The 17809-nt window shown below is 52.1% G+C and carries 16 protein-coding genes; 8 read left to right on the top strand and 8 right to left on the bottom strand.

Annotation, left to right across the window (positions count from 1 at the left end):
- Window positions 1–158 precede the first annotated feature (158 nt).
- Window positions 159–1007 (top strand): EAL domain-containing protein, encoded by an 849-nt coding sequence (locus E6P06_RS26285; protein WP_044700373.1) that lies wholly within the window; start codon window positions 159–161, stop codon window positions 1005–1007.
- Between the two features lie 360 nt (window positions 1008–1367).
- Window positions 1368–1970 (top strand): response regulator transcription factor, encoded by a 603-nt coding sequence (locus E6P06_RS26280; RefSeq protein ID WP_003837766.1) that lies wholly within the window; start codon window positions 1368–1370, stop codon window positions 1968–1970.
- Window positions 1971–1988: 18 nt separating this feature from the next.
- Here E6P06_RS26280 and E6P06_RS26275 read toward each other — a convergent pair whose 3' ends face one another.
- Window positions 1989–2339: a glycoside hydrolase family protein gene (locus E6P06_RS26275; RefSeq protein WP_003837768.1), complete on the bottom strand. Its 351-nt coding sequence runs from the start codon at window positions 2337–2339 to the stop codon at window positions 1989–1991.
- Between the two features lie 86 nt (window positions 2340–2425).
- Complete coding sequence (locus tag E6P06_RS26270) at window positions 2426–2965, bottom strand: GNAT family N-acetyltransferase (protein WP_139935843.1); 540 nt, start codon at window positions 2963–2965, stop codon at window positions 2426–2428.
- Window positions 2966–3132: 167 nt separating this feature from the next.
- Between E6P06_RS26270 and E6P06_RS26265 the strand changes: the two genes are divergently transcribed.
- Window positions 3133–4722, top strand: coding sequence for an STY4199 family HEPN domain-containing protein (locus E6P06_RS26265; RefSeq protein WP_139935918.1), 1590 nt, complete (start codon window positions 3133–3135; stop codon window positions 4720–4722).
- Window positions 4723–4749: 27 nt separating this feature from the next.
- Here E6P06_RS26265 and E6P06_RS26260 read toward each other — a convergent pair whose 3' ends face one another.
- A complete protein-coding gene (locus E6P06_RS26260) occupies window positions 4750–6399 on the bottom strand; it encodes an alpha,alpha-trehalase (RefSeq protein ID WP_003837772.1) in 1650 nt (549 codons plus the stop codon).
- A 427-nt stretch (window positions 6400–6826) separates the two neighbouring features.
- Between E6P06_RS26260 and E6P06_RS26255 the strand changes: the two genes are divergently transcribed.
- On the top strand, window positions 6827–8221 hold the full coding sequence (locus E6P06_RS26255; RefSeq protein ID WP_003023339.1) for a cytochrome-c peroxidase: 1395 nt from the start codon (window positions 6827–6829) through the stop codon (window positions 8219–8221).
- Window positions 8222–8444: 223 nt separating this feature from the next.
- On the opposite strand, the gene E6P06_RS28105 is transcribed toward E6P06_RS26255, so the two are convergent.
- On the bottom strand, window positions 8445–8576 hold the full coding sequence (locus E6P06_RS28105; protein ID WP_256376312.1) for a hypothetical protein: 132 nt from the start codon (window positions 8574–8576) through the stop codon (window positions 8445–8447).
- A gap of 27 nt (window positions 8577–8603) precedes the next feature.
- On the opposite strand from E6P06_RS28105, the gene dinQ reads away from it, so the two are divergent.
- Window positions 8604–8687 (top strand): damage-inducible type I toxin DinQ, encoded by an 84-nt coding sequence (gene dinQ / locus E6P06_RS26250; RefSeq protein ID WP_003837776.1) that lies wholly within the window; start codon window positions 8604–8606, stop codon window positions 8685–8687.
- Between the two features lie 66 nt (window positions 8688–8753).
- Here dinQ and gorA read toward each other — a convergent pair whose 3' ends face one another.
- Together gorA and E6P06_RS26240 are read right to left on the bottom strand one after the other, a co-directional pair.
- Window positions 8754–10106, bottom strand: a complete 1353-nt coding sequence (gene gorA, locus E6P06_RS26245; protein WP_003846150.1) for a glutathione-disulfide reductase — start codon at window positions 10104–10106, stop codon at window positions 8754–8756.
- A 104-nt stretch (window positions 10107–10210) separates the two neighbouring features.
- A complete protein-coding gene (locus E6P06_RS26240) occupies window positions 10211–11053 on the bottom strand; it encodes a 23S rRNA (adenine(2030)-N(6))-methyltransferase RlmJ (RefSeq protein WP_003023347.1) in 843 nt (280 codons plus the stop codon).
- Window positions 11054–11261: 208 nt separating this feature from the next.
- Here E6P06_RS26240 and prlC point away from each other — a divergent pair, with 208 nt between their 5' ends.
- Together prlC and rsmJ are read left to right on the top strand one after the other, a co-directional pair.
- Window positions 11262–13304, top strand: coding sequence for an oligopeptidase A (gene prlC / locus E6P06_RS26235; protein ID WP_139935842.1), 2043 nt, complete (start codon window positions 11262–11264; stop codon window positions 13302–13304).
- A gap of 134 nt (window positions 13305–13438) precedes the next feature.
- Window positions 13439–14188 carry a 16S rRNA (guanine(1516)-N(2))-methyltransferase RsmJ gene (gene rsmJ, locus E6P06_RS26230; protein WP_003846155.1) on the top strand — a complete coding sequence of 250 codons (750 nt, stop codon included), beginning with the start codon at window positions 13439–13441 and terminating at the stop codon, window positions 14186–14188.
- A 92-nt stretch (window positions 14189–14280) separates the two neighbouring features.
- Here the strand turns inward: rsmJ and E6P06_RS26225 are convergent, their stop codons facing one another.
- The gene (locus E6P06_RS26225; protein ID WP_106902572.1) at window positions 14281–15480 is read right to left on the bottom strand and encodes an NAD(P)/FAD-dependent oxidoreductase; all 1200 of its coding nucleotides are present in this window, start codon (window positions 15478–15480) and stop codon (window positions 14281–14283) included.
- Window positions 15481–15712: 232 nt separating this feature from the next.
- On the opposite strand from E6P06_RS26225, the gene E6P06_RS26220 reads away from it, so the two are divergent.
- A complete protein-coding gene (locus E6P06_RS26220) occupies window positions 15713–16216 on the top strand; it encodes an Rrf2 family transcriptional regulator (RefSeq protein ID WP_003023361.1) in 504 nt (167 codons plus the stop codon).
- A gap of 48 nt (window positions 16217–16264) precedes the next feature.
- On the opposite strand, the gene dtpB is transcribed toward E6P06_RS26220, so the two are convergent.
- On the bottom strand, window positions 16265–17737 hold the full coding sequence (gene dtpB, locus E6P06_RS26215; RefSeq protein ID WP_003023364.1) for a dipeptide/tripeptide permease DtpB: 1473 nt from the start codon (window positions 17735–17737) through the stop codon (window positions 16265–16267).
- Window positions 17738–17809: the final 72 nt, after the last annotated feature.

Below are 17809 nucleotides of genomic sequence, written 5' to 3'. Positions count from 1 at the left end.
CTTTTTTTATCGTTATCTTTACTTTTTATTTTCAATGTATTTTCGCTAAATAGCGTTATTGTTCGATAGATACCAATAACGGCCAGGGCGATTGGGTCAGGTTCTGATGATTGCTGTGCGGTTGCCCTCAATAGGCCGCCGCACGCTTGAGGCTCGTGATGATTACCACAACCAGGCAACTCCCGATATTATTCTCTGACGCCAGCGAATTACTGGCCCGTTTCCTCACCTGTGCACCGGTAAAAACGTTGAATGCAGCCATTCTTCAACGGCAGTTCCAACCGGTGTATCAACCCATTTTTAACAGCCAGACGGGTGAAATTGCAGGTATTGAGGTACTCGCCAGGTGGACGCATCCCCAGTATGGCGCTATTCCCCCTGATATATTTATTCCCCTTGCGGAAGAGCATGGTCTTATCGCCTCGCTGACGCATCAACTTATTCAGCAAGTCATTGCCGACCTGCAGTCGCGGCTCCCCCTTTTCCCAAATGGACTTTACCTTAACCTAAATCTGAGCCCCGAAAACTGCCTCGATCCGCGCTTTGAGTCGGACGTCGTGGCGCTCATGCAAAAGCTTGCCCCGGTTCAGGTTCAACTGGTTATCGAAATTACCGAAAGACGCCCTCTGCACTTTACCCCTCAGCTAAGCGAGTGGTTTGCCGCGTTGAGAAAATCCAATATCGCCGTAGCGTTAGATGATTTCGGGACGGGATACTCGAATCTGTGTTACCTCCACGCGCTGGAACCGGAGTTTATTAAGATAGATAAACTGTTTGTCAGCCAGATTGGTGAGGGGGGCGATACCCGCATTGTCGATACGCTTATTGAGCTGGCGCAGAAGATGGGTCTGCGAATGATTGCCGAGGGCGTTGAGACTCAGGTTCAGGCCGATTATCTGCGCATGAAACGCTGTGATTTTTTACAAGGGTATTATTTATGCAGACCCGTTCCACTTGAAGATCTGATCGGAGTGATGCAATCGCCCGCAACCTTTAGTGTCGATTGATACAGCAATACTGCCTGGGGAAACCACAGGTGATGATCAATTGATGCGACATTTTATTTTGTAACATATTTGTCTGTTACTGTGAGTTCCTTATTTTTATTAGAAAATATAGACTCCAAAAATTAATATTAATAAGCTAGTTTTGAGTATTGGATATTAAGGATTTCCTTAATGTTTAGCGCCACTTTTGTCCCTTTGTGTGATTATTTGGTTTGAGCTGTAACTATTTGCGATTTCTACTTTTTTCTTCTCCGTCTATCGGTAAAATGGCCCCCGCCAAATGGTGACTTCTTATTTTACCCCTCGGGTAATACCCTTCCGCGTGTTAAGGCTAGTATCTTATTCAGACGGAGATAAGTAATGCAGGTAATAATGTTTGACAGGCAGTCGATATTTATTCATGGAATGAATGTAAGTTTACAAGAGCGTATTCCAGGAGTGGATGTTCAGGGTGTCAGTCAGGCAGATGACCTTTGGCAGAAACTGGAAGACACCCCTGATGCACTGATAATGCTGGATGGCGACCAGGACGCCGAGTTCTGCCGTAACTTGCTACAGCAGATAGCGCAACGCTTTTCGACAGTAAAAGTGCTGGTAACAGCAACGGACTGCCGTAAAAAATGGCTGCAGGAGGTTACGCAATTGAATGTGCTGGCCATTGTTCCACGCGACTCTGACGCGGAAACCTTCACGCTGGCTCTCAATAGCATTGCGATGGGAATGGTATTTATCCCCAGAGATTGTATGACAACCCCCGAGAGCAGCGGGCAAAATATCAGATCGCTTAGTGCGCGTCAGCGAGAGATTCTGACTATGCTTGCCGCCGGAGAATCAAATAAACAAATTGGTCGATTGTTAAATATCAGCACCGGAACGGTCAAAGCCCATCTTGAATCGCTGTATCAGCGCCTCGAGGTAAAAAACCGTACGCAGGCGGCAATGATGTTAAACGACGCTATTTAACGGGCGAATATTTCACAGTCAGAACGATTCTGGCTGTGAAATAACCCCCGAGCAGAATTCTGCAGCACAAAACCGGCTTATCCCCACGCTGAGCATCCACGCAATTAACGCTTCCTGTTGAAACCTTTCTTTTATTTGCGGCATTTTCTGGTGTATGAATTCCTCGCAGATTTCCAGATCCGCGAGCAGTAGTGTTTCTGCCTGCGTTACCGAAACAGGCGCAGGAAAGCTTTCATCGGATGTGATTTCGTGCCCGTAGCCAATCACCCAGACACCATTTTTGTCCTGATACTTTTCCAGTGACAGGCCTTGCCATTGTTTAATAAATGCAACACAGGCGGGCGTGAAATACGTTGAATGGAGTGGCATATTCATCTCTGTACAAAGAGACCTATTTTAAGAAACCGCCTCCGTTACGCCAGTTGTCATACAGCCAGTTTTTTCAGCAAAATGTCTTATTCTGCGGGTGGCTGATAGTCGTGTTTTAACAGGCCGAAAATCCAGTCATCATTCCAGGTTTGATGCAGCCAGTAGCTTTCCCGCAGCGTGCCTTCGTGAATGAACCCGACCTTTTCCAACAGACGCCGTGAGGCTTCGTTTCCTGCGGTGACGCAAGCCGTAAGCCGGCGTAGCCCTCCGGTGGTAAATGCAAAATCGCAAACTGCATGCAGAGATTCAGTACCATAACCTTTCCCCTGCGCTTCAGGGGCGAGCAGAAAACCGACCTCGGCACATTCATTGTTTTCATGAATATATCCAGTCACTCCAAGCGGTGCTCCCGATGCCTTATCGCACAGGACCAGACATAGCCAGTGCGGGCTGCCGGGAGACCATTCAGGCAGGCGGGAGTTGAAGGCTATCCGTATCTCCTCTTCAGTACGCGTGTCAGCGACAAAGCGCATCACATCTGGATTCTTCTGTAGCGTTAAGAAGAACGTCCAGTCATTTTCTGTCAGTGGGCGGCAGAGCAGACGTGATGTTTGCAATACAGGCACAGGCTTATCTCCAGAATAATTTTCAATGATTGTGCGGAAGTCACTGTAAAACTTATTTATTTGCTATATGAATGTGTTTTAGTCTACATCGGCACAACGTTGCGTTTAAAAAAGATAATTACATACCATGATGAGGCCGCACGTTTTGGGTCCTTTTAGGGAAGATGATGACCAATAGCGCGTTACAAGCGACATGTACACCCTTTGAACATTGTCTGGGGATTATCCGTCAGGCGTCGATAGAAATATTATTGCTGTTAGGCGTACATGTCACAGAAGGCAAAGACCCTCGGTGGTTTCTCGAACAACTGGATCAGGCTCGACTGAATCTGGGCGGCTGGGGGGCTGTCGCCAGACGGTTGCAGATGAATGATGCGCAATTGAGCCAGTTCACTCTGCGGCTACGCCATCTTCAACAGAGTGTACCCCAATATGAAAATGGCCAGGACGTCAGTGAAAACCAGCTGATTTCAGCGCTGCGCTTTGTGGCCTCTCTGGAACAATTACGCCAGCAACAGCCCATCCTGAAGTATCAAACCGAAATTCCACCTGTAGAGCCGGATGCTCAGATGCGGGCGCAGCGTCAACTTCGCGCAATAGAATTAACCCTCAAATCCCTGATTGCGCGGGTATGGCCGGATCAACATCCTCTCAACAGCTTTCTGAAACAGCACTTTGGCGGTGAACGTCTGCGTCGCTGGCTAAAGTTGGGCGAAGGACGAGATGCGCTGGACGGTATGATGTTTAGCGAGCTGGCACTGATGGTCGTCGATAAGAAATTATTTGTTCGCCACTTTACACAGATTTTTAACGATACCTCGGTGCTGATGTCGTTTGTTGAGCCGCGCATCACGCTACGCATGTTTTTGGATGATTGCCGCCTGGCTCGTAACTGTGTTATCGCGCAACAACCGCTAACCTCAGTACAATTGCTGTTGCTGGACTACCAGTACCGGCAGATAACTCATCCTGTGCAACGGGCGTTTGAAGAACGACGTACGCGCATTAATCCTGCGTCGTATCTGGAATCTGATGAGTCCATGGTCCGCCAGTTTTGGGAAACGGCAAAGCAAAAAGACGAGCAAGCAGGAGGCGATAAGCATGAAATCGCAGACAGTATTGATCCGCCGGAGAAGCGAGCCAAACGTTCGGCGGAAGAACGTGAACAGCTGATTTCCGGCATGTTGTGGGTAGCAGTCGGCGTGATGGTGCTGGCGATTTCGCTGGGTGCGTTCTGGTTATTCACTTCGCCAGCGCCACAGGCGTCATCCGGACAATCCGTTGAAATTGTGCAGGAGGAACCACGGCGTGATGCCCCCAGCGCGCGGGAGGCGGTGACCCGAATGGGTATCACCTGGGATGCCTTTAACATGCGGGCGGCTATTGATCGCAATGACACCCGCGTGACGTCACTGTTCCTGCAGGGTGGGATGGACTGGAAGCTGGCGTGGACGGAGCAGGCGTTCTCAGCGGGCAATACCGAGGTGTTGAGACTGCTGCTGCGTTACCCTTCGCAGATGGATGAAAGCAAACCATGCCGACAGTTTATGACTACGCTCAGCCATGCGATGTCGAATGGGGCGTCACTCACATCGCTGCATAAAAGTTATCTGCAAAGTTTTTGTTCGGTGCCTGCGGTCGTTGCGCGTCAGCAATATAATCTTGAGCAGGCCGAGCTGCGTGTTCGCGCCCAGCCAAGCCCTGAGAACAAGAAATGGCAGAAAATTCACGCCGAGTTGTACGATGCGATTAACTGACATCCTGATGAATCAGACCGTCAACCGCTAGGGTTCGCCATACAAACCGATGAGTCGGCGCACCACGCCATTGGTCCAGCCAAAGCCGTCCTGCAACGGATATTCCCCGCCGCCGCCTTCGCGCGGCGCTGCGTCGGCTATGTGGTATTTTTCGATAAGCTTGTGGTGTTCCTGATAAAAGAGATTCACCGTTTTCAACCAGTTACGGGCGATTTCATCCCCGAGATGGTCGTCACCGTACAGTTTGAAGCCCTGAATCGCCATCCACTGCAGCGGCGCCCAGCCGTTCGGTTTATCCCACTGTTCCCCAGTTTCATGCTCCGTGGCTAAAATACCACCGGGCGTGAGCAGGCGACTGCGAACCGCGTTAGCAAGCCGGTCGGCTTGTTCATGTGTTGCCATACCGACATACAGCGGCACAATACTGGCGGCAGAGAACAGGGCCATTTGTTCGCGCCGCCAGTCGTAATCGCGATAGCAGCCGTTTTCATCGTCCCACAGATAGCGGTTTACCGCATCGCGACGGTCACTGGCTTTCTGGCGAAACTGCGCTTCCGTTTCTTTGTCGCCTTTCAGCGCGGAAATATTGGCGATAGTGCTTTCCAGCTTGTAGAGGAAGGCGTTCAGATCAATCGGGATGAACTGCGTGGTGCGTATGCTGGCAAGGCGGCCTGCATCGCGTAGCCAGCGCGAGGAATAATCCCAGCCGGAGGCCGCGCCCGCGCGCAAATCCCGATACACCTCATTGGGTGGACGACCCGAATGCTTGGCGGTCTCAACGTCTTCAAGCCATGATTCATCACGCGGGGTATCACGATCGTCCCAATAGCGGTTGAGCAGAGAGCCGTCCGACATTCTGATCACGTGACGGTAGGCCTGGTTGAGCACCAGGGAATCGGCGCCATCCATCCAGAATGCGTATTCCATTTTCAGATGTTCAAGGTAACGACGTGCGCCGCGTACGCCATCCTCTTCAAACAGTTCCACCATCAGCGCAAAGACCGGCGGCTGCGAACGGCTTAGATAGTAAGTACGGTTACCGTTGGGGATGTGGCCATAGTTTTCAATCATCCAGGCAAAGTTATCCGCCATACATTTCAGCAGGTCTTCGCGACCGCTCTCTGCCAGACCCAGCATGGTAAAGTAGGAATCCCAGTAGTAGGTTTCGCTAAAACGTCCGCCGGGCACAATATATGATTGCGGTAACGCCAGCAGCGAGGACCAGGGAATATGATCCTGCGGCTCGCGCGTCAGCACAGGCCACAGTTGATCGATATGCTCTTTCAGCGAGCTTGCCGGATCGGACACATATTCACTGGAGGGCGTTTCCGGTAGCCAGAAATGGTTCTCGACGAAACGTCGCAGATCAAAGTCGCGGTGGCGTTTAACTTTGCGATAGCGGATCAAAATGTCCAGTGGGTCCATTTTGGGCGCACAATCAGGGAAGGTTTTGCTATCAGCAAATAGTTTGGATGACTGGACGTGTTCAAACAGCTCGAGGTAACGATCGGCGGGGGTTAACGCATCTGACGCGGGTAACCCTGCAATCATCTCCGGCTCTGGCTCTGCCTCAATCATTTCATCCAGCTTTAACTCGCACGGATCCATTTCATAAAGCAGATCGATATCGATCGTCATTTCTTCTGAAGGGGCGTGGGGTAGTTTCTGGTTGAGCATAATGAGAAAGACCTCCGATGGACGTTGAAAGATTAAGGCTATTGCCCGGTCGTCAGTTAAGCGTAGACATTCGCTTCGGTGTCTGGTGAGTAAAGCGTGCGGTTGATCACATTTTAGTGCTGTATATTATTTAGAAAATAAGACTATCCCAATGAATATAATGAAGAATTCATAATTCTGCGTGACCTGAAGATATTTCATTTTCAGAACATTCGATTGCAACGAGTTGTGAACGGAAAACCATAACGGCTTATCTCCGTAATAGGCACAGGCTATTCTATCGATAGTTATCCCCCATGTAATTGCTTGATACTTATCAAAATAATAAATCCCTTACTTTCTATGATGGTTAAGTCTGATAAAGACTATGCACTCATTATTCTAATTTTTCTGGGTCACAATAACTCACAACGGTGAGGGTAAAATAATGAAAATCATTACCCGTCTTACCGCGATAGCCATAGCTGGCGTCGTGATTTGTTATTTTGGATTATCCGGTTATGTGTGGTATCACGATAATCAACGTAGTAAACAGGCAGATGTTCAGGCCTCTACGCTGGAAGAAAATAATAAAGTATTAGGTTTTTTACGCGAAAAAGGATGCGATTATTGTCACACGCCTTCAGCTGAATTACCTTTCTATTCTTCTTTTCCTGTCGCTAAGCAGTTGATGAATTACGATATTCAACTGGGATACAAATCATTCAATCTTGAGGCCGTTCGTGCGGCGCTGGTCGCAGATAAACCCGTTTCGCAAAGCGACCTGAATAAAATTGAATGGGTGATGCAGTACGACACCATGCCGCCGACGCGTTATACCGCACTGCACTGGGCCGGCAAGGTAAGCGATACGGAGCGAGCAGAGATCCTGGGCTGGATTGCGAAACAGCGCGAGCAGTATTACGCCAGTAACGATACCGCCGTGCAGCATCGTAATGAGCCTGTGCAGCCGATACCGGAAAGCATTCCGACCGATGCCCGCAAAGTGGCGCTGGGCTTTACGCTTTATCACGACCCGCGTATTTCCGGTGACAGCACGATTTCTTGCGCGCACTGCCATGCCCTGAATGCGGGCGGCGTGGATGGCCGCAAAACGTCAATCGGCGTAGGCGGCGCGGTTGGTCCTATCAACGCGCCGACGGTATTTAACTCAGTCTTCAACGTTGAACAATTCTGGGATGGCCGTGCGCCAACATTGCAGGCGCAGGCAGGCGGCCCGCCGTTGAACCCTATCGAGATGGCGTCTAAATCCTGGGATGAAATTATTCAGAAACTGGATAAAGATCCGCAACTCAAACAAGAGTTTATCGCGGTTTATCCGCAGGGATTCAGCGGAGATAATATTACCGATGCGATTGCTGAGTTTGAGAAAACGCTAATTACGCCAAATTCGCCGTTTGATAAATGGCTACGCGGCGATGAAGCGGCGTTAACTGCCCAGCAGAAACATGGCTATCAGTTGTTTAAAGATAATAAGTGCGCGACCTGTCATGGCGGTATTATTTTAGGCGGGCGTTCATTTGAGCCATTGGGTTTGAAAAAGGACTTTAATTTCGGCGAGGTCACTGCCGCAGATATTGGCCGCATGAACGTCACTAATGAACTACGTGACAAGCTGCGTCAAAAAGTCCCTGGCTTGCGTAACGTTGCGCTGACCGCGCCTTATTTCCATCGAGGTGATGTGCCTACGCTCGACGGTGCGGTAAAACTGATGCTGCGTTATCAGGTGGGTAAAGAACTGCCGCAGGAAGATATCGACGATATCGTGGCGTTCCTCGAAAGCTTAAACGGCGTGTATACGCCGTATATGCAGGGTAAATAGATTTTGCCCTGGTCCTGATTCGGACGTAAAAAAACCGACTTCACGTCGGTTTTTTTACGCTTCAGCCCGAGTTGGTGGCTCTGGCCGAAGTGAGATAGTTATCATCTAACGCTTCAATCCTATTACCTTAACGGTACTATTGCAAGAATGCGCTGGCAGTTACGATTAAAAGAACTGTATACTTATCCAGTTAGCTCTGTAACTAATCCCTTCCGGACGCGCGCTAAACGCTTTCTAAGTCCTGATCGGCGAAACGGGTGGTGCCGTTGACCGATGCTCTGGCCGGGGTGAGATAGTTATCATCTAACAATGGAGCATGCCCCGTGACAGGCAATGGATGAGTAAGCGGGTGCATTCTCACTCCATCTGATGGAGAAAACGGGTGATTGATAAAGCAATCATCGTTCTGGGAGCGTTAATCGCGTTGCTGGAGCTGATCCGCTATCTGCTGCAACTTTTGAACTGATAGCGGAAACGTAACTAAGGGCAAAGAGCTAACCCCTCTTTGCCCTTTAACACTCATGAAGTGCGATTAACGCATGGTAACGAACTCTTCTGCTGCCGTTGGGTGAATCGCAACGGTGTTATCAAAGTCTTTCTTGGTTGCGCCCATTTTCAGCGCGACCGCGAAGCCTTGCAGCATTTCATCCATTCCAAAACCAATACCGTGAATACCGACAATCTTCTCTTCCGGACCGACGCAAACCAGCTTCATGCGGCACGGCTGACGGTGCGTGGTGACAGCGGTATACATCGCGGTAAACGATGATTTATACACTTTTACCTGGTCATCGCCGTGCTGTTCGCGAGCCTGCTGCTCGGTCAGGCCGACGGTGCCAATTGGCGGATGGCTGAAGACCACGGTCGGGATGTTGCTGTAGTCCAGATGTTCGTCCGGTTTGTTGTTAAACAGACGCTCGGACAGGCGACGGCCCGCGGCAACAGCAACCGGCGTCAGCTCTACGGCGCCGGTATTATCGCCGACGGCATAAATACCCGGCACGCTGGTGTTCTGGAATTTATCAACGACGATGTAGCCTTTTTCGTTGGTTTTCACGCCAGTAACTGCCAGGTTGAAGTTATCGGTGGCTGGTTCACGACCAATTGCCCAAATCAGGCAATCTACCGTTTCGCTACGACCATCTTCCAGTTGCAGGGTCAGGCTGCCGTCAGCGTTTTTAACGACCGCTTTCGGAATCGCGTGAGTATGCAGAGTCGGGCCTTCGGCGTTCATCACCTCAACCAGCGTGTCGACGATCATCGGGTCGAAGCTGCGTAGCGGCGCGTGTTTACGCACGAACAGATGCGTTTGGGCACCCAGGCCGTTAATCACGCCTGCCAGCTCAACGGCGATGTAACCTGCGCCGACGACCGCAACACGCTTCGGCAGCGCGGGCAGCTCAAAGAAGCCATCGGAGTCGATCCCGTATTCCACACCCGGAATGTTCGGATGGCTCGGACGACCGCCGGTAGCAATCAAAATATGATCAGCAGTAATAGTTTCACCGTTCACTTCAATGGTTTTGGCATCCACAAAGCGGGCAAAACCTTTAATCACATCGACATTATTTTTGCCCAGCACATTGTCGTACGAGGTATGAATACGATCGATATAAGCGGTACGCGTGGCGATCAGTTTATCCCAGTCGAACTTATTGATGGTGGTGTCGAAACCGTAATCCGGCCCGTACATGTGGATCGCTTCGCGAACCTGGGCGGCATGCCACATCACTTTCTTTGGTACGCAGCCCACGTTAACGCAGGTGCCGCCTAACTCTTTGGCTTCAATAAGTGCGCATTTCTGGCCATACATTGCTGCACGGTTAATGGAGGCAATACCGCCGCTGCCGCCGCCAATAGCGATGTAATCATAGTGCTTGGTCATGACCGCTCCTTCATGTTCATTGTAGGGCGGAGACGCGTTACGCCATCCGCCAAAATATTCGCGATTGTATACCTGATATTAAAAGGTTCCACCGATGGCTGCGATTACTCCGGCACGATCCAGCTTACCGAGGTATGACCGGTTCCTGCCGGAACCAGTTTGCTGTGCAACCACGGCAGAACGTTGTTCATCTGCTGCTCCAGCTTCCACGGCGGGTTAATCACAATCATGCCAGACGCTGTCATACCGCGCTGATCGCTGTCCGGGCGCACCGCCAGTTCAATTTGCAGAATTTTGCGGATGCCGGTGTCTTCGAGATCGTGGATCATGCGCTTGATTTGCTGGCGCAGAACCACCGGATACCACAGCGCATAGGTGCCGGTCGCGAAACGCTTGTAGCCTTCGTTAATACCGGTGACCACCGCCTGGTAGTCGCTTTTGATTTCGTAGGGTGGATCGATAAGGATCAGCCCACGACGTGAAACCGGCGGCAATTTTGCTTTCAGCTGCTGATAACCATCGGCTTTGGCCACGCGTGCGCGCTCATCTTTCTGGAATTCGCCGCGCAGCAGGGGAAAGTCGCTCGGGTGCAGTTCAGTTAATTGCAGGCTATCCTGTTCGCGCAGCAGCTGGCGAGCAATTAACGGAGAGCCCGGGTAGTAGCGCAACTGACCGCTACGGTTGAAGTGTTGCACTACGCCAATGTAGGGTTCCAGTTCGGCAGGCAAATCGTCCTGCTGCCAGATACGGGCGATCCCTTCCAGATATTCACCGGTACGTTCGGCATGCTCACTGCTCAGCTGATAACGGCCAGCGCCAGCATGGGTGTCCAGATAGAGAAACGGTTTTTCTTTCTCTTTGAGCGATTCAATGATCAGGCTCTGGACGGTGTGTTTCAGGACGTCGGCGTGGTTGCCTGCGTGATAACTGTGGCGATAACTGAGCATGGGTAATGAAATTCCGCTGAAATGACGATTTGCCACAGTTTACAGCAGATCGGCACAGATTACCCGTAGGCCCGGTAAGCGCAGCACCACCGGGCGTCTTTCCGTCACGGTTAGCATTGAAATCCTCTACACTTAACCCCATTGTACAAATTAATATGCACAGCGCCGGATACGCGCTTCATTCACTCTTTTCAACAGGACCGCGCTAATGACCAATCCATTGCTGACTCCCTTCGAACTGCCGCCGTTTTCTAAAATTCAGCCTGAGCATGTCGTGCCTGCCGTCACTAAGGCGCTGAACGATTGCCGCGAAAATGTTGAACGTGTGGTTGCGCAGGGCGCGCCGTACACCTGGGAAAATCTCTGCCAGCCGTTGGCGGAAGTTGACGATGTGCTGGGGCGTATTTTCTCTCCTGTTAGCCACCTGAACTCGGTGAAAAACAGCCCGGAACTGCGTGAAGCCTACGAACAAACGCTGCCGCTGCTGTCTGAATACAGCACCTGGGTTGGACAACATGAAGGCCTGTACAAAGCGTACCGCGACCTGCGTGATGGCGATCATTACGCCACCCTGAACACCGCACAGAAAAAAGCGGTCGATAACGCGCTGCGCGATTTTGAGCTTTCTGGTATTGGTCTGCCGAAGGAAAAACAGCAGCGCTATGGTGAAATCGCCACCCGTCTGTCTGAGCTCGGCAACTTGTACAGCAATAACGTCCTTGATGCCACGATGGGCTGGACGAAGTTAGTCACCGATGAAGCTGAGCTGGCTGGTATGCCGGAAAGCGCGCTGGCTGCGGCGAAGGCCCAGGCGGAAGCCAAAGAGCAGGAAGGCTATCTGTTAACGCTGGATATCCCAAGCTACCTGCCGGTGATGACCTACTGTGACAACCAGGGACTGCGTGAAGAGATGTATCGCGCTTACTCCACGCGCGCGTCTGACCAGGGGCCGAACGCTGGCAAATGGGACAACAGCCCGATAATGGAAGAGATCCTCGCGCTGCGCCACGAACTGGCGCAACTGCTGGGCTTTGAAAGCTACGCCTTTAAATCTCTGGCTACCAAAATGGCGGAAAACCCGCAGCAGGTCCTCGACTTCCTGACCGATCTGGCGAAACGTGCCCGTCCGCAGGGGGAGAAAGAGCTGGCTCAACTGCGCGCCTTTGCGAAAGCGGAATTTGGCGTTGATGAGCTTCAGCCGTGGGACATCGCTTACTACAGCGAGAAACAAAAACAGCACCTCTACAGCATCAGCGACGAGCAGCTTCGTCCTTATTTCCCGGAGAACAAAGCCGTTAACGGTCTGTTTGAAGTGGTTAAACGTATTTATGGCATCACTGCCAAAGAGCGCACCGATGTTGACGTCTGGCACCCGGAAGTTCGTTTCTTCGAGCTGTACGACGAAAACAACGAGCTGCGCGGCAGCTTCTACCTCGACATGTATGCCCGTGAACATAAACGCGGCGGGGCGTGGATGGATGACTGCGTCGGCCAGATGCGTAAAAGTGACGGCACGTTGCAAAAACCGGTTGCCTACCTGACCTGTAACTTTAACCGTCCGGTGAACGGCAAACCCGCGCTGTTTACCCACGATGAAGTGATTACCCTGTTCCACGAGTTCGGCCACGGTCTGCACCATATGCTGACCCGTATCGAAACCGCGGGCGTTTCCGGTATCAACGGTGTGCCATGGGATGCGGTCGAACTGCCGAGCCAGTTTATGGAAAACTGGTGTTGGGAGCCACAAGCGTTGGCGTTTATCTCCGGCCATTATGAAACCGGCGAACCGCTGCCGAAGGAACTGCTGGATAAAATGCTGGCGGCGAAAAACTACCAGGCGGCGCTGTTTATTCTGCGTCAACTGGAGTTCGGTCTGTTTGATTTCCGTCTGCACGCGGAATTTAACCCGCAGCAAGGGGCGAAAATCCTCGACACACTGGCCGAAATCAAGAAACAGGTCGCCGTGGTGCCGGGCCCAACCTGGGGCCGCTTCCCGCATGCCTTCAGCCATATTTTTGCAGGGGGCTACGCGGCGGGTTACTACAGCTATCTGTGGGCCGACGTGCTGGCGGCGGATGCCTTCTCTCGCTTCGAAGATGAAGGGATTTTCAACCGTCAAACCGGACAATCGTTCCTCGATAACATCCTCACCCGTGGCGGTTCTGAAGAGCCGATGGAACTGTTCAAACGCTTCCGTGGCCGCGAGCCACAGTTGGATGCAATGCTGGAGCATTACGGGATTAAAGGCTGATTTACCCGTCATACTTCAAGCTGCCTCTTCGGCAACTGCGCTCACTCACCCTGGTCACGTACTATTTGTACGTTCCCAGGGATTCCTTCACTTGTTGTCTTGATGCAACTCGAATTATTTAGGGTAAAGCGGAATTGAAAATCTGCTTAATTGATGAAACAGGCGCCGGAGACGGCGCCTTATCTGTTCTGGCCGCCCGCTGGGGACTGGAACACGATGAAGATAACCTGATGGCGCTGGTGATGACGACAGCACATCTGGAACTGCGCAAACGTGACGAACCTAAACTCGGCGGTATCTTCGTGGATTTCGCGGGCGGTGCGATGGCCCATCGGCGCAAATTTGGCGGTGGCCGCGGTGAAGCGGTGGCGAAGGCGGTCGGCATTAAAGGCGATTACCTGCCGGATGTGGTCGATGCAACCGCAGGGCTGGGGCGCGATGCGTTTGTACTGGCCTCGGTAGGCTGTCGCGTACGAATGCTGGAACGAAACCCGGTGGTTGCTGCGCTGCTTGACGATGGCCTGGCGCGCGGGTATGCCGACCCGGAAATCGGTCCGTGGCTGCAGGAGCGTTTGCAGTTGATTCACGCGTCGAGCCTGACGGCGTTAACCGATATCACGCCGCGCCCGCAGGTGGTGTACCTCGACCCGATGTTCCCGCATAAGCAGAAAAGCGCGCTGGTGAAAAAAGAGATGCGTGTGTTTCAGTCGCTGGTGGGGCCGGATCTGGATGCGGATGGGCTGCTGGAGCCTGCTCGTCAGTTAGCCACCAAACGAGTGGTGGTGAAGCGTCCGGACTACGCGCCGCCGCTGGCCGACGTGGCAACGCCGAACGCGGTAGTTACAAAAGGGCATCGGTTCGATATTTATGCGGGAACGGCATAGGCCAGATGGTCAGCTATAGTGCCCTTATCGGGTCTACAGCTCGGTGCCGTTAGTAGGCCGGATAAGGCGGTAGCCGCATCCGGCATCACGGGTTAAACAAACGGTGCCAGCGGATCGGCAATCTCAAACGCTACCGCGCGGTCCGCCTTCGGCGGGTAAATCAGCTCACTGACAATCGACACCTTCAGCTTTTTCGCTTCTGCGCGCGTCAGTTTCACCTGCTGATCCCATCCTTCGCTATACACCGCACCCCAGGCACCAAGATCCAGGCAGGTGACGTAGTTTTCCTGACGATATGGCAGTGGTGTTATGTTTAACAGGTCTGCCGCGGCGTTATTACCGGCAAATTTACCCAGCAAGATGGCGTGCTGGCAGGTCATCAGCGCATGATTGCCTTTGTCGTCGGTGGCGGCGTAGGCTACATCGCCAGTGGCGTAGATATCATCGTGACCCACAACCTGCAGATTGGCATTTACATGCAGACGGCCCTGGCGATCGCGCGGGGCGTTAATCTGTGCTGTCAGGCTATTAGCCTGAACGCCGACGGTCCAGATAACTGTCTGGGAAGAAATCACCTGTCCATCTTTTAGCGTGACGCCAGAGGCATCCACGCACTCTACTTCCGCATTGACCAGCCACTCGACACCCAGTTCAGCAGAGGCTTCGATAATCACGTCACGTAATTCCTGGCTCCAGCGTCCGCCCGGCTGAGCGCCGCGTTCAACTACGACAACTCTGGTCTTAGCATCAGCGCCCAATATTTCGCGCAAACGACCTGGTAATTCCAGCGCCATTTCAATGCCGGTAAAGCCGCCGCCGCAGACCACTACCGTATTGCGAGCCTCACTTTCCGGTTGTAATGCCAGATCGTTAATGTGCTGCTCCAGTACGGCGGCGCTCTCAAGTTGGTCGAGGTCAAACGCGTGCTCGGCGGCACCGGTGACGGCGTCGCGGTTTACGTGACTTCCGCTGGCAAGCACCAGGCGGTCGTAGCGGCGCAGATGAATGTCACCGTTGGCATCTTTCCAGCTCACCTCTTTAGAGTCCGGGAGGATTTGCTCGACGTGACCTTGCAGGAAGTTGACGCCGGTAACGTCAAACAGCGGTTGCAGTGGTGCGACCAGCGTATGAACGGCGCTTTCATAAAAACGTGGGCGGACACGCAGCTCTGGCTGTGGCGCAATTACTGTAATATCAATGGCCTGCAGATGTTTATCCGCCAGTCGTGCGGCGCTTAATGCTGCCCACATACCGGCAAAGCCGGCGCCCACGATCAGAATTTGTTTACGCATTGGGGTTTTCTCACTGGTGACTACGAATTATTTACTCGGATTTTATTTGTCGTAGTTAAGAATTGCAATGCGATCGAGATCCTTTTTGCTTCAAAGGGTGAGGGTTTTTTATTATCTATTTGATAAATATGTATTTAAATTTTTATTGTGAAGAGGGGTTACTTTGCTGTCTGGAATGAGTGAACCGAAAAAGCTACAATAAACTCAGATTAATTTTGACTGAGATAAGAGAATGGCATTCTACAGTTCTGGGGTTGAGTACGGCATTCATAGCCTGATGTGTATGGTCGATAGTAAGGGCGACGCGAGGGATATGAGCGTGCGGGAAATTGCCGAACTGCAAAGTGTGCCATATGACTATCTGGCAAAAATTTTCACCCGTCTGTCCAAAGCGGGTCTGGTGCGCAGCATTGAAGGCAAGGGCGGTGGTTTCCAGTTAGCTAAACCTGCTGAACACATCACTGTGCTGGATGTGGTGAATGCTATTGATGGTGATAAGCGCATCTTTGAATGTCGTGAAATTCGCCAGCGGTTGGCGGTATTTGAGGAGCATCCACCAGAGTGGGCCTGTGAAGGCATTTGTGGTGTGCGTTCGGTAATGGACATGGCCCAGCAGCGGATGGAAGAAGCGCTCGGTCAGCATACGATTCTGGACTTGGCGCGCAAAATGTACCGCAAAGCGCCGGACACCTTTGTGGTGGAAGTGCAGGAGTGGATAGACGCGCGTAAAGGGTAGCGAGTGAAAATGCCGGATAGGGCAATAGCCGCCATCCGGCACTGAAGGTTATTGCTCGGTGCTCGGCGTATTAATCATGCGGTTCAGCCATGGCACCATAATCGCCATCACCACCGTTACGGCCAGGGTCACCAGACCAATCTTACTGAAGACGTTGGTATAGATAGGCAGCGTTTGCAGCGGGTCGGTGATGTTCTCTGGTACGGCGGTGAATGTCGCGACATAACCCCCCATCAGGAAGGCTGCTGCCTGGGTCAGGAACCACATCCCGAGGATAAAGCCCATCAGGTGTTGTGGCACGAGAGCGGCGACCATAGCCAGCCCCAGGGCGCTAATCAGCAGTTCACCCAGGCTCTGGAACAGATACACCAGCACGATAAACCACGGCGACGTCAGCCCCTGCGCATCGGCAAACCACATTCCGGCTGCAGCGGCGGTCAGGAAACCCAGCGAGCACAGGAACATACCGAGCGTAAACTTCATCGGCATGGTCAGGTCTTTACCTTTGTTGCCCAGACGGGTATAGATTGCAGCCAGTACCGGACTCGCCAGTACCACCCAGAACGGGTTCAGCGCCTGGAAGCTTACCGGGTTGATGGCGAAACCAAGAATTTCATGGTGCACGTTATTGATAGCAAAGAAGTTCAGTGAAGTTGGCATCTGCGCGTACAGGACGTAGAACACCACCGCTTCCAGCATCAGGATAAAGGCCACGAACATTTTGTTGCGCCCGGTTTTATCCAGTTTGAAGGCCTGACGGAAGAAGATGATCGTCACGGCAATTGACAGGACGATCAGCACCAGGTTGGCAATCTGCACGTTGTGCATCAGCCAGGCGCAGATAAATACCATCACTACCGTTCCAGCCAGCACGCAGAATAGATTACGGAAATTCAGCGGCTTATGGTCCGGCTCTGAACCGATATTCTTCACCATTCCACGGCAGGCAAAGTAGACCAAAAGCGCGACAATAAGCCCGGCCCCGCACAGATTATAGGTCACCGCGTAGCCAAACTTATCGGCAATCACCGGTGCCAGCGACAACGACAGCAGTGAACCGATGTTAATCGACATATAAAACAGGGTGAAAGCACCGTCCAGACGGGCGTCTTTCGGTGGATAGCATTTTGACAGCAGGCTTGCCGGGTTGGCTTTAAACAGCCCATTACCGACGGCAATGGTACCCAAAGCAATAAAAATCAGGTCGGGCTTAAGCAGTGACATCCCGGTCATGAAGTAGCCGATCGCCAGCACAATGGCGCCGAGTACCAGCGTGCGCTTGGTACCTAACAGATGGTCGCCGACGTAGCCGCCGATCGAGATCAGGCCGTAGACCAGCGCGGCAAATGCACCAAAGGTGACAAATGCCTGTTCCTGCGAAAAGCCGAGCTGCTTAACAAAAAATACCGCCAGGATGCCCTGAACGCCGTAATAGCCAAATCGTTCCCATAATTCAACAAAGAAGATCATGAAGAACGGACGAGGTTGCTGCAGCAAGCCCGTAGGTGCAGTTTTATTCATATTCCATCGCCTTTCAAAGCCATCCCGAAAAGTATGAACGCGTATGCTTAAACGCGCCGAAAAAGTCTTATT

It is taken from the genome of Citrobacter sp. CF971 (assembly GCF_006385635.1).
GTDB lineage: Bacteria > Pseudomonadota > Gammaproteobacteria > Enterobacterales > Enterobacteriaceae > Citrobacter > Citrobacter freundii.
This window is presented reverse-complemented; position numbering and strand designations above follow the sequence as displayed.

Excerpts from the sequence above, each read along its gene's own strand:
- E6P06_RS26285 (WP_044700373.1), top strand. The coding sequence starts at position 159 with ATGATTACCACAACCAGGCAACTCCCGATATTATTCTCTGACGCCAGC.
- E6P06_RS26280 (WP_003837766.1), top strand. The coding sequence starts at position 1,368 with ATGCAGGTAATAATGTTTGACAGGCAGTCGATATTTATTCATGGAATG.
- E6P06_RS26275 (WP_003837768.1), bottom strand. The coding sequence starts at position 2,339 with ATGCCACTCCATTCAACGTATTTCACGCCCGCCTGTGTTGCATTTATT.
- E6P06_RS26265 (WP_139935918.1), top strand. The coding sequence starts at position 3,133 with ATGACCAATAGCGCGTTACAAGCGACATGTACACCCTTTGAACATTGT.
- E6P06_RS26260 (WP_003837772.1), bottom strand. The coding sequence starts at position 6,399 with ATGCTCAACCAGAAACTACCCCACGCCCCTTCAGAAGAAATGACGATC.
- E6P06_RS26255 (WP_003023339.1), top strand. The coding sequence starts at position 6,827 with ATGAAAATCATTACCCGTCTTACCGCGATAGCCATAGCTGGCGTCGTG.
- E6P06_RS28105 (WP_256376312.1), bottom strand. The coding sequence starts at position 8,576 with ATGCACCCGCTTACTCATCCATTGCCTGTCACGGGGCATGCTCCATTG.
- gorA (WP_003846150.1), bottom strand. The coding sequence starts at position 10,106 with ATGACCAAGCACTATGATTACATCGCTATTGGCGGCGGCAGCGGCGGT.
- E6P06_RS26240 (WP_003023347.1), bottom strand. The coding sequence starts at position 11,053 with ATGCTCAGTTATCGCCACAGTTATCACGCAGGCAACCACGCCGACGTC.
- prlC (WP_139935842.1), top strand. The coding sequence starts at position 11,262 with ATGACCAATCCATTGCTGACTCCCTTCGAACTGCCGCCGTTTTCTAAA.
- E6P06_RS26225 (WP_106902572.1), bottom strand. The coding sequence starts at position 15,480 with ATGCGTAAACAAATTCTGATCGTGGGCGCCGGCTTTGCCGGTATGTGG.
- E6P06_RS26220 (WP_003023361.1), top strand. The coding sequence starts at position 15,713 with ATGGCATTCTACAGTTCTGGGGTTGAGTACGGCATTCATAGCCTGATG.
- dtpB (WP_003023364.1), bottom strand. The coding sequence starts at position 17,737 with ATGAATAAAACTGCACCTACGGGCTTGCTGCAGCAACCTCGTCCGTTC.